The sequence below is a fragment of the Paraburkholderia sp. GW821-FHT02A12 genome (genome assembly GCF_059422005.1).
Map to the genome: position 1 here is coordinate 1,900,662 of NZ_JBWKWA010000002.1, position 11,979 is coordinate 1,912,640.

An 11,979-nucleotide genomic window follows, 5' to 3' on the forward strand; every position below is an offset into this window, starting at 1 on the left:
GCCTTCTACTGCGCAACGGCTTCGCCTGGACACCAGCGTGATGTGGCAGGCGTCGCAGGGAGATTGCGTTGACGTTTCCATTGCACCGAGACACGTCGGCGTTACATCTGGTTACTGATTTGTTGCTGCACGCCTTCGATTGGAAAGCCAGGAGCAGACGAATCGGTGGGTCGGGCAGAAAACGGCCTCTTGCAGCGGATGGCGCGAGGTGGGCTCTTCCTCGTTACACGGCGAGCAAAGGTCGACGAGGGGCACGCTAAATGTCGTGACTGTGGTACGCGACTAGGAAGCGGTGCGCGACACAGGCACCTTCGCCAGAATCTGAAAAGACGGGATGTGCTGCGTTGAGCGACAGGGAAGCTGGCTGCCCCAGCCTGCTCAGCGCCTGCATGCCACGAACCGGGGCAGGTTCACGGTGAAAACCGTGGCGCGGTCATCAGATTTGAATTCGATCTTTCCGTCATGGGCGTTCGCAATGCAACGGCAGATATACAGGTCAAGTCCCATGCCAGTCGCAGCACGCCTGCGTCCCGCCGCAGGGGCGGCGCGGGTCAACGCATCGAAGAGTGTAGGCAGGGCGTCAGCCGGTACGGGCTGACCGCCGCTCGAGACGGCGATTCTGACGCGTTCACCATCGCAACGGGCTTCGATGCAGACAGGGCCACAGCCGTGCTGGACAGCATTCGCCACCAGATTGACGATAGAACATAGGAGGTCAAAGTTACCTTTCCGGTAGATAATCAAGAAATATTTGCCTTATACTGGGCGCAAAACATCAGTCAAAAGACGTGCCCACGCTATGAACCTGAACATGGTGCTCGAACAGTTGCGCGATCCCTACCAGAAGCAAGCCCGGATTTTTCCGGGGCTGCTGACGGTGTTGCCGCTTCTCGTTCCCTTGCTCTGGATCTTCGGGCCCAAAAGTCCAATCCTGACTGCCTTGGTCGGCCTCGTAGGTGGCTGCGGGGCAATCTATGCGCTTGCCAGTGTCACTCGCGGGCGCGGCAAACGACTCGAGGACAAACTCGTTAAAGGTTGGGGCGGGATGCCAACGACACTGATTTTGCGTCATGGCGACCGATTCCTGGACAGCGTCAGCAAGAAGCGCTACCACGATGCGATCAGAACGAAGCTCGGTATTACGGTCCCGACGCCCGAAGAGGAAGCGCGCGATCTCGTTGCCGCAGACGACGTCTATAAAGGCGCAACGCGTTTGCTGCGTGAGTTGACTCGTGGAAAGGCCAATGCGCTATTGCTCAAGGAGAATATTGCCTACGGTTTTCACCGCAACATGTTTGCCATGCGGCCGGTCGGTGTGTTCACGTGTGTCCTGGGAATCCTGCTCGGACTTGTACTGAGCAAAGCGCTCCAGTTTCATCCTCTTGCTTTTGATGTATTGAATCTTGCAGCACCTGGCCCAAGCGGCGGCATAACGCTGGTGGTCTCCATTGCGTTGCTCTTTTTCTGGGCCCATTTCAACGAGGATCAAGTCAAGCGGATTGGATACGTGTACGCCGAGCGCCTTTTTGAATCGTTGAATTCGCTGCCGGAAAAGAGCCAGTCAGTTTCCGGCGCACGGGCGAAGAAGCGAGCCGATTCCGTGGTGGATGCAAAATCCGATGCGCCGAGAGCGAGAAGAACCAGAGCCGCCAGTTCCGCAGGGAATGGCTCCAACGGGGAATCAGATAAGTGAAGTGCGAAATTGAATTTCTACCCGTGGGTGATGCAAGCCGCGCGGGCGATTGCATCGTCGTCCGTTACGGGGAAGAAGACAGCTACGAGCTGATGGTCATCGACGGGGGAACAGTCGATAGCGGCAAGAATCTGGTCAAGCATCTTCGCGCGCACTATGGGAAGGATGTGACCGTCTCGCATGCGGTTTTGACCCACGCGGACGCAGATCATGCTTCGGGCATGCGCGAACTATTTGGTGAAATCAGAGTCGAGAAGCTTTGGATGCACATCCCGTGGCGACTCGCTCCGGAAGCAAGGCACCTCTTCGCAAGCAAGAACTGGACGGAGGAAGGGTTAACGAAGGCGATCAAGGATGAATACGACATCCTAAGTGAGATACTCCGGATGGCGTGGGCTGCGGGTACCAAAGTCCATTACCCGTTCCAAGGCAGTCGAATCGGCCCATTTACAGTGCTATCGCCCAGCAGGCGGCACTATCTCCATTTGCTACCGCAGTTCGACAAGACTCCGGATCCCGACAAGGAAGCAATTGAGACAGCGGGATTTTGGCTGACTCAAGCGACGAACGATGCTCTCGGTAAAGCCCTCGAGGCCGCTGCCAGTGACACCCAAAGCTGGATTGAGGAAACCTGGCATGAGGAACATCTCCGGGATGGCGCGTGGACGTCGGCCAGCAATGAGAGCAGTGTCGTCCTCTATGCCAACATTGCTGACGGCAGGAGATTCCTGCTGACTGGCGACGCGGGCGTGTGTGCGTTGTCATGGGCAGTCGAGTATGCCAAAGCGAACAGCTTTCCGCTACGAAGCTTCAGTTTCGTGCAGGTTCCTCACCATGGCAGTCGGAGCAATGTAGGGCCAGCCATCCTGAACGAACTAATCGGCCCTGTGCAACCGGACGGGACGCGGACGTTTACCGCGTTCGTGTCGGCTCCAGTAGACGACAGCTCACATCCGAGAAAGATGGTGCTCAATGCATTCATTCGACGCGGTGGCCGGGTCCATGCAACGCAGGGAGGCAAGCGGGTGCATTGGGGCGGATTTGCAGCAAGGAAGGGGTATGGACCAATTGAAGCGATCAAGCTGAGTTCGCTCGTCGAGGAGTATGACTGACCGCTTGCCGGCTCTCTGATTGAGCGGTAATCACTTGAAACGACTCATGCGGAGAGAACGTGGCAGGTCTTCCGGTTCATGACGGATTACTCCAGGTCTTTGACGTCGAGCATGGAGCGTGTGCGCTGTTAACGGTTCCGGTTCCGGGCGATGGATGCCGGCGCATGCTCATCGATTGCGGGCACAATTCGACGACGGGCTGGAACGCTGGCTCCCACCTGCGCAATCTCGGGGTCTCATACCTTGAGCAATTCGTCATCACCAACTATGACGAGGATCACGCCTCTGGGCATCCGTACCTCGCTCAGAATGGTGTCAATGTCGCCTGGATGCTGAGAAACCCGACGGTGAGCGCTCAGGTCGTCAAGACCCTGAAAACGGATGATGGGATGGGGAAGGGCATCGATTCGCTCGTGAATGCCCTTGGTCACTATGCGCTGACGCCATTGCAGGTAGTTCCGCCGGATTTTCCCAATGTGTTCGTCGAGTGGTTCTGGAATCCATACCCGTACTTCACTGACGAAAATAATCTGAGTCTCGTTCTGCATCTCAAGATTCACGGATTTTCATTTCTATTTCCGGGAGACCTGGAGTGCGCTGGATTCAGGCACATGCTGAACACCAACCAGCGATTTCGCGAAGTCGTGGGCGGCGTACACATCCTGGTCGCGTCGCATCATGGACGGCAGAACGGCATTTGTCCTGAAATGTTCGACGTATGGGGATGCCGCCCGAGACTCGTCGTGATCTCCGATGACTACAAGCAGTACGACACACAGGACACGGTACAGTACTACGCGAGCAAGTGCAGCGGAATATCGGACTTCAGGCGTCCAGGCAATGTTCGGCGCGTTCTGACGACTCGCTACGATGGTGAGCTTATCTTTACCTTTGCGAGCGGCAACTGCCACGTTTCCTGATTGGACCACGAATACAGTGGTAACTGGGAGCGGAACTTAGGCCGTAAGCCGCGAAAGAAGCAGGAGGTAGAAGCATGAATCGGTGCGTGCGGCGCGTCCGCGCTGCCTGCGTCGGCAAGGGAACATGCTTCGGCGTCGCTGCGCGGCATTCATCCTTGACACAAACAAAAAAGGTCCCCTGAATGATCATGGCAAAAAGTGTGAGCGACCGGAATCTCGCAGCTGGCGAGAGCGTTCGTGTCTGCAGCTACAACGTGCGGCATGGAGACTGTACGTTAGTCGAATACGTCCGCGACGACACCGTTCAGTTTCGTTTGCTCGTTGATGCGGGGGAGCGTTTGCCTCATGCACTGGTCACCCATCTTGCGGAAAATCCACGCAATGACGGGCGTCCGGATATCGACGTGGTGATGTTGAGCCATGTGGATAACGACCACCAAGGTGGCTTGCCGCAACTTCTTGAGGGAAAAATTACGATCGGCGAGTATCTCGGACCTTGTCTTCCGGCCTTTCGTCGTCTTGCGTGGCTCTTCGCTGACCGGGTGCGCAATGCGGTCGAGCGGGCACAGGAATGGGAGGACGCACTGCTAGCCGCGAAGGTGCCCGTTTCATATCCGTTCGAAGGCTATTCCTCGAGGTTTGTTAACGGTCGCGTGGTCCTTTCCATTCTATCGCCGGCCTCACGACTCATCGAAGCCTTGGCGCTGTCCGACGGCGAAGAACTGGGCAACCTTTTGATGCGAGCGCCATTACCGAGCGAATGGCTACTGGAAGCCGACCTGAACGATACCAGCGATGAAGGCGACGACTTTGCATTCCTGCGCAGTATCTTTCGCACCGGATCGTCGGCTTCGCCCGACGATTTTGCTACGGGTCTGCCCCGCCCAGGCGCACTGGATGCAGATGCGGTCCGGAGCGCGAATACGCATGAAAGCGCGCAGCGCCTCGACCCCGAATTTTTCGGGAATCACGTTCTCAACGACACCTCACTCGTCGCTGTTCTAGACGTTCATCTTGGAGGCGTGCATCGAAAGAGGATTGTTCTTGCGGGAGACCAGGAAAACTGGTCCTACATTGCTGCGAAGCATCCTGTTGGCCTCGGGATAGACGTATTGAAAGCACCGCATCATGGAGGCAAGCTGTTCATTGAGGGACGTTCTGATGCCCAAAACGACGTATATGCATGGCTGAGGCCTCGCAGCGTCATGGTAAGTGCCAGCGGTCGACACGGTCTTCCGGAACTCAACTTCCGGAACGTGGTTCGATCGATCGGAGCATCGCTCGTTTGTCCAAACGTACGTCGTGTGGAAACATTAGCCGGCACGCTGCCTGCAGCTAGTGACATCGATTCATGTTTTTCCGTCTTCCAGTGCGAGTCTTCTGTTGAGAAGCGGCCGGTCACAGTTCTGACATTGACGGGCAGCAATAGCACGGCGGACGCCTATGCCTGCGTTCAGGGGTTAGGCGATCAGGCGTTCACTCCTATCGTCGTTCTTAACCAGAACGTTACTTCGCCCAGTGAATCGTTCGTCCGATGGACGCAGGGTGAGCTGGAAAAGCACAGCAACTGGATTGCGAAGCAGCTCAAGCAAAATCATAAGGACTTTCTTTCGAGGCTAACAAGCTCGACTAATCCGCAGCTCGCCAAACTGGACCATCGGCTTGAACGCTGGACAGACCTCGCGATTCTGGCACGCAAGGATGGTCGGCATGCCCTTGTAGCGGATCCGGGGCCGGTATTGCGATTCGGTCGCCGCCACAGGAAGTTCTTTGTGGCGCAATCGGAGTGGCGCAATGGCCGCACATCCGATATCTACCGGATGCCTTCGAAAGCCGATATCGACGACACGATACGATGGGTAAGAGGAATCCCAAAGATTTATGTCCATTCGAATCCTGCCGCTGAGTCGGTGTACGCGCGTGACGCAATAGCGGTGCTGAATTCGTGTGATTGGGATATGTTGGCGGCGTTCATTGCCCTGCGTACCGGGTTGCCGATGGACGTCATTCTCGAAGAGATCGTTCCGCTTCTTGTTCCGGTCTTCGCTGACGAGTTCACAGCTCGGCTGTGTTCCACATATTACAGACACTCAAGGTGGACCAAAGGCGCGGCGACGATATGTTTGCGCAGGGACAGCGAGGAGGAGGGGCAGTTGAATGTCGACGAGTGGCCTGACGACATAATATGCGAACGATACGCGGAATGGACTGGATCCCATTTCGAAAAGGTGCTCAAAATGGCTGAGCGCGATGCCCTCATGCTCAACCTCGCGTACAGGCATAAGGGTCAATGGACCACATACTCGCACATGCAAGGTTTTCTTGAGAAAAATCGGCACTCTGGGAAAAGTGAGTTTCCCGCGGCGTTCGTGGAGGCGTTAAGCCTGACGCCCTGGATCCCTGTCTGGTAGGACCGTCCACGTTGCCGGACGGTCTCACCACGTTAGGCTCCGCAATCCGCTCTTTTCATGCTGCCAGGAGAGCTGGGTGTAATACCGCCCAAAGCCTTTAGTCGTAGGCAATGGCTTGCAGGATACGGACGTCCTCCTCACCGATAATCAGCTGGACGGCAGGAAGACCATCGTCGAGCATGCCATGGGCGAGGTGTGCCAGCTGTACGAGATCTTCTCGGCTGGGCGACGCCGAGCAACCGGGCGGATGGCTGTGCCATTCGCCGATGTATCCAACCACGCCATTGGTTCGTCGGTATGCTTCGGCGACGGCATCTGCAACTCCTGCTGTTCCGCGTTTGAATGAAGTCGGCGTTGAGACGCTGTCGGGCGGCGCCGACAACCCGGCAACTACCACGGCGGCGCCGACGTTGAAGTCGTAGTATCCGAGTAGGATGCCGCCTGTCTCATTTGGGAACGCATCCTTTCGAAGGGAGCGCAGTTCAGCTTCAACTCCGGTGTCAATGTACAGCTTGAATTCGTCGAATATCAACTGACGCTCGGAGCATACATGCACGTCGTATGCCTGCACGGAACCGTGCTCGGGATCGCGTTGCCAGATCCGGATTTGGCTATCCTTGTGCGCAGATAGAAGAACGACCTGTTCCGCCAAGGTGCCTGCCTGTGTGGCAATGCGCCAGTACGGCATTGCGAGCGAGATGTCGCGACAGCTATTGCCGCTCCAGAACGTACCCGTATTTGTTCCGAGGTGATCGCGTCCCCAGTCGTTGTTAATTATTGCCCGGTAGTACTGTGCTTCAAGACTTCGCAGACGCACTGCTCTGGCGGTATCTTCCATGAGAAGAACCGCACCGTTGCCATCTGGGGTGACAAAAGCCGAAGCATGGCGCGCGAATGCGTCAACGGAGCTCGCTGCACGCGGATAGTCGAGTGTCGTCGATACGTCGATGACCAGCTCGCTTGCCGAAAGCGCCGCAGAGAGGGCCTGGTTGCCGAAATCGAGAGCGTTGGCGTTTAACGGTGTGACTGAAGTCGCTTCACCCACGGCAGCACGGTGCAGCTTCGCTGCCACGTCCACCTTCTGATGACCAATGTGCTCATCGAGCGCTACGTGACGAGTCAGGTTATGCGGCTTCACATGGTCATTATCGATTACGGTCCACGTGCCCCAGCCGGCTCGGCCCCACAGATTGAGCATCGCGCTGCCGAGCGACCCCGCGCCGATTAATACAGCTTTCGGCCCGGCGCTATCGACGCCCGATTGACGGCGAAATTGATCCGCGTCGTTTTTCTGGAGAACTTCCATCGGCAATATGGCTTGCGTTCTCCAGATGCCTGTATCCGCGCCTCCGCCCAGGTGCGGGGCGTAGGTCCCATTTGCGAAGGTGAGCAGGCCAATGCTCACTCCCAGATCGAGCACGCTGACGGGTATGAAGAAGGCACGGTGCCCCATCGCCTGCGGTTCGCCGCCTTCGACCCGACAGATTGGAATGTGAAGCAACAAGACAGTCGTTTCTTTATTGGCAGGTTTATTCTGCGCGCGATCTCCAACGCGATCGCGAACCATGTCCTTCAAAAGAGAGGCGAAATCGACCCCTCGCTGCCCGAGGATAGTATCGAGTGCGCCTAACGTGTCGGGGTCCCGCGTGATTGAGCCGTGGACGACTGGGGGCAATTCAATTTCGATGGGGGTAATGTTTCCCTGAGGCAGATCGGCCGCGACTGGTATGGGTACCAGTTCGCAAGTCAAGCCTTCGTCCGCGCGAATTGCTTTCTTGTTCAACCCGAAGCGGTACTCGCCACTGTTGCGTAGCTGGTCGTAGTTCCTGGGCAGAACAAGCTCGTAGTTGCTGGAGAAGAACAGATGCTCGACCGGCTGATCGGCGGGGTGCAACTCGTCTCGAGCGCTGCGCGCGAGCCACCACTGAATTCGGCGAAGAAATGCTTCCGGTGTCCAGGTGCGCAAGACGGAAACAGCTGACTCGAAGTATAGGCAAAGGCTTGCGGGGCCCTCGTAGTAGCCGTGGTTTTGATGCATGAGCACCGGGAAGTCCTTGCGCAAGGCAAGAACCTCCACAAGGTCGGAGGGATTGTCGCTCACGCAAAGAGCGACGCGTTCCCGATACAGAATCCCATGCGGGTTATCTGGGGGTACGTCGTCGGTTTCCACGTCCGCGACGAGGCACTCGAGCTGATGCCCATCCGTGCTGGTAGCGCGCAGCACCTTGATGAGCGAAAAGTCGCGGGAACGTTCGATTGCGCGGATCAGGGACTTTGCGCGCGGAATGGCGGGTTCTTCGTCAGCCTGCAGTTCGGAAAAACCCGGGAGTTCATGATATTCAGTCACACGCACCTGCGCGGGGCGGAGATGAGAGCACCAATGCAGGAGCACCGATTGATGTCGTTTTCTTCCAGCTAACGCCGCCCCGACCGATCTCAAAGACGAGCGGTTCGGGCTTGCGTGCATTGGGCTCTTCCATGGTGACCACGAATTTGCGGCCCTTTACTTCGCGCAGATACCGTTCGTAAGCCTTCCGGGCCTGGATGTGGGGCGGCTGAATTTGCGTGTAAGACTCTTTCACATCCGGAATCGGTTTGCTGCTGCTCACAATATACGCATCAGGTTTTCCCTGCCGGAGCAGATATTTGACAAGCTCTTTCGGCTCGGTTTCCGATTCCCCTTTCTCGCCGTCTTCAGTCAGCGCAAGATAACTGCAGTGGTGGGGAATGTTAAAGAGGTTCCATCCGAGTCGATCCCCGCGCTTGTGATACAGCGTCGTGCGCACGATGTCTTCGAGGTCTTCAGCGCAGCTGTCACCGACCTGCAGAAAGTCGTAGCGCTGGCCGTCGGCATCAAAGCGGACGTTGAAGACCAGTGAAGCGGAATTGCGTATAACGTCGGAGCCGTCGTCGCAATGCTTGATGAATGGCGAGTGGCAGAAAAACTCCACGTTGTCACTCGCAAGCGAGAACCCCGGGACGAGTGTGCCGGCGTCCACAAACAGATGGTCCCGGGCATCCGGGCGTTCGCCACGCTCCTTGAGCTTGGGCTCAAGCCATTCCCGGAGCGCCTCCGGCTTCGAAAAGACGAGGATGCCATGTCCATTCAGCAACCGATGACGGGCCTCCTGGCGCAACAGCACGGACTCTTCCTTCTGGTGGTCGTTGTCGGCCTCTTCCAGCAACATCGCAGCAGGCACCCACAGCTCCTTGAGCTTTATCCGGCCTTCGCCGTGGTAGATTTTGGCATGCTGGAGCTCGAAGAATTCGGTGCTGCCCTGAATGTGATCGAGGTCGGCGTGCGTAAAGGCCACTACGTCAAAATAGTCGCGGTCGGCGTCCTTAAGCTCCTTCTTCAGGGTCGCTTTCAGATCGATCTCCGGTGTGTCCGGATCCTCGGCATTGCCGCGATGGCAAAAGTCGAAAAGCACGCGGCGACCGTTGTCGAGTATCACCTGGGCGGTATCGCCATTGGCGACGCCATAGAATTTCACGAAATGCGTTGTTGTCACTGTGGCCTCTTCGTAGCGTGCTGGAGGGGCCTATCGAAATCGGGAAACCCTCCTTATTTCCACTATATGAACTACTGGTGAAAACGTCAACCACAAGATATTGTGGTCTTTTTGAGATTGCGAAATTTAATTGTAAGGTTTTGGCAATAAAAATCCCGTTACCCACGAACTTGTCCTGCGAAACGGGCGACGGAAGTGCGCGAGCCGGTTTCCCGCATGTCCGGCGCGTGGAAGCGGATGTGGTCCAGGCTTATTCTATGAAGAGGCTCGCAGCGAGAACGCCTGACACAGGAGATCCTCACGTACTCTGTTCGCGGCGGGCAGCAGCAGGTCGACAGCAAAGTCGATATCGGATTGCGTGAGGCGCTTGGCGTTTCGCAGCAACTGGATCAGGCAACGAAGAGCATTATCGAGCCAAGCCACGAGGTCAAAGCGTTTTGAGGTGTCAGCAATGAGACCCGGAATTGCCCCGTCCAGCATGTCCGATCTAAGTGTCAGCTTTCCGGCAATGTATCGCCTCTCTCCTTTGCCGCCTAGGCTGAGGAACCGCAGGACGAGTTGCAAAACATTAGTGGTCGTTTCGCGCTTAACGGGTACGCCCGATTTGTCGAGGTAGAAATGCCCCTGAAGATGTGTGCAGAATTCGATCAGTTCAGATACGGTGCGTGGCGAATGGAAATCCCGTCGCGGCAGAATCGCGTGGGAGTCGATATGCAGCTCGAAGGGCTCGGCAGGAGGGCGAACCTGGGTCCGCCTGAACCAGCCAGTGCGGGTTTCGGGCGCTTGCGTCTGCTTCACCCAGTCATTTGCCCAGTCCGCGAAGGTATCTACCAGCCACTCATGTGCATGCTCGACGTCCCAATATCCCACAGGGCCGACCAAGCTGCTGTCACCGGGCGTAACTGTCGGCGGCTGCCAGGTTACGAGAAGACTGTCTTGTTCCCACTGTAAAGCCATCTCACCGTCTGATACCGCTTTTAGCACGAGGTGATGCACTGATGCCGTGGTTTGCCTGCTGCTCGGGTTGTAAATTTTCAGAAGGCCTGCGCTGCGGTCGAAAATGTGTCTTGACGTGCCGCCCTTCTCGAAATCATGCGTATTTGCGAAATCCAGCATCGCTCTCCAGGCGTCGCGACTGACGCGCGCCACCACAAAACCTTGTTCATCGTGCGTCGAACGGGGAAACCGAAGAAAGCGCCAATATTTTTCAAGTTCATTGGCAGCCTGCAGGAAACCTTCCCACGCTTTGCAAAGAATCCAGTCCAGGTCTTGAACTTCTTCGGTGTTTAACGTCAGCCGAACACCGTCAGCGGAAAGAACGTACCGTCCCGGCACGGTACTTTGTTGTGCGTACGGCCGCTCATCGTGTTTCGTTGTTGCCCATACTCGCCATTGAGCCCACGTGAGGAGTGTCTTCGCGCTAATCGCAAAACTGATTCCGCTCAGGTCCGCACGCGCAAACGTCAGGATTCCACCAAAATGGGGAAATCTCTCGCAGGGGAGGTTGACGTCGAGTCGAGTTGTCACCTGTTCAAGGGCAAGTTGATTCTCGAACTGCCCTACGAAGTGTTGTCTGAATTGCGACGGATACATTCCTGATGGTGACGCCGGGTCGCAGAACCGTCGCGCGCACTCAGCTCCGAAAAATCGCGTGACGATTGCGGGCCGCGTGCGCAGCAAATCATTCAGGCGAGCGGAATCCCATAGCTCTGCCTCAATGTTTGCGACGATAAGCCGGTTGTATGCGTTCGTCCAGGCATCCACTGCAGCCGTCTCTTCACCCAGTGTCGTCGTCGTACAAAATATGTATTTGCTTGTGGAGTTAGCCTTCGGACCACTCAGGAAATCGTTGACTGCATCTTCTATACTTCCGGCTGACAATCGCCGCACGCGCTTACACTGAGCGACGATGTGCTGCTGTGCACCGATACGGTATGCGACAATATCGATGCCGTACTGATCTTGTCCCGGTCGTCCGTACTGTACCGCCTGACGAACCTTCTCTTCACCTCCGTCGTTGAGGATTTGCGCGCAGAGCGCTTCAAAGTGTGGCCAAGGGATATTGGCGAGAGGCAGTGAGGTAATCGGCAGATCGTCAACGATCACATCTACCAGCGCGGGTGGGCCGAGCAGGACGTCTAGTGATATTTCAACAGCGGTTGCGTCCCGTTCTCGTGCTTCAGGTCTTTTACGATTGCGCGATCTTGCTTCGGTGGGATTTGCACGCCTTCGTTTTGCTTTAGGTGACGAGTCGATGATGAATGCCATATTCAAGTTGTTGGAAGGAAGGGCGTGTGTCTTCTAATCCCAAGAGGCTGCCCATGCACATCG

Annotated in this window: 8 protein-coding genes; 4 read left to right on the forward strand and 4 right to left on the reverse strand. The window is 56.5% G+C overall.

What is annotated here, in order from left to right:
• Window positions 1-378: 378 nt before the first annotated feature.
• Window positions 379-690 (reverse strand): sensor histidine kinase, encoded by a 312-nt coding sequence (locus tag AC07WT_RS29950; protein WP_494951078.1) that lies wholly within the window; start codon window positions 688-690, stop codon window positions 379-381.
• Between the two features lie 109 nt (window positions 691-799).
• Here AC07WT_RS29950 and AC07WT_RS29955 point away from each other — a divergent pair, with 109 nt between their 5' ends.
• The 4 genes from AC07WT_RS29955 to AC07WT_RS29970 all read left to right on the forward strand — a co-directional run bounded on the left by AC07WT_RS29955 (window position 800) and on the right by AC07WT_RS29970 (window position 6,136).
• Window positions 800-1,693: a hypothetical protein gene (locus AC07WT_RS29955; protein ID WP_494949757.1), complete on the forward strand. Its 894-nt coding sequence runs from the start codon at window positions 800-802 to the stop codon at window positions 1,691-1,693.
• Window positions 1,690-2,805: a ComEC/Rec2 family competence protein gene (locus tag AC07WT_RS29960; RefSeq protein ID WP_494949758.1), complete on the forward strand. Its 1,116-nt coding sequence runs from the start codon at window positions 1,690-1,692 to the stop codon at window positions 2,803-2,805. Before AC07WT_RS29955 ends, AC07WT_RS29960 begins: the two co-directional genes overlap by 4 nt.
• 59 nt (window positions 2,806-2,864) lie before the next feature.
• On the forward strand, window positions 2,865-3,725 hold the full coding sequence (locus AC07WT_RS29965; RefSeq protein WP_494949759.1) for a ComEC/Rec2 family competence protein: 861 nt from the start codon (window positions 2,865-2,867) through the stop codon (window positions 3,723-3,725).
• 182 nt (window positions 3,726-3,907) lie between these two features.
• Window positions 3,908-6,136: an MBL fold metallo-hydrolase gene (locus AC07WT_RS29970; RefSeq protein ID WP_494949760.1), complete on the forward strand. Its 2,229-nt coding sequence runs from the start codon at window positions 3,908-3,910 to the stop codon at window positions 6,134-6,136.
• 97 nt (window positions 6,137-6,233) lie between these two features.
• Here AC07WT_RS29970 and cap2-3 read toward each other — a convergent pair whose 3' ends face one another.
• The 3 genes from cap2-3 to AC07WT_RS29985 form a co-directional block, all read right to left on the reverse strand.
• The gene (gene cap2-3, locus AC07WT_RS29975) at window positions 6,234-8,483 is read right to left on the reverse strand and encodes an anti-phage 6A-MBL system cap2_3 protein (RefSeq protein WP_494949761.1); all 2,250 of its coding nucleotides are present in this window, start codon (window positions 8,481-8,483) and stop codon (window positions 6,234-6,236) included.
• Window positions 8,476-9,648: an anti-phage 6A-MBL system MBL-fold protein gene (gene mblB, locus AC07WT_RS29980; protein ID WP_494949762.1), complete on the reverse strand. Its 1,173-nt coding sequence runs from the start codon at window positions 9,646-9,648 to the stop codon at window positions 8,476-8,478. The genes cap2-3 and mblB overlap by 8 nt, the downstream gene beginning before the upstream one ends.
• A gap of 255 nt (window positions 9,649-9,903) precedes the next feature.
• Window positions 9,904-11,916: a restriction endonuclease gene (locus tag AC07WT_RS29985; protein WP_494949763.1), complete on the reverse strand. Its 2,013-nt coding sequence runs from the start codon at window positions 11,914-11,916 to the stop codon at window positions 9,904-9,906.
• Between the last annotated feature and the right edge of the window lie 63 nt (window positions 11,917-11,979).

What these genes read in the sequence shown, in the direction of transcription:
- AC07WT_RS29955 (WP_494949757.1), top strand. Translation starts at nt 800, where the DNA reads ATGAACCTGAACATGGTGCTCGAACAGTTGCGCGATCCCTACCAGAAG.
- AC07WT_RS29970 (WP_494949760.1), top strand. Translation starts at nt 3,908, where the DNA reads ATGATCATGGCAAAAAGTGTGAGCGACCGGAATCTCGCAGCTGGCGAG.
- AC07WT_RS29985 (WP_494949763.1), bottom strand. Translation starts at nt 11,916, where the DNA reads ATGGCATTCATCATCGACTCGTCACCTAAAGCAAAACGAAGGCGTGCA.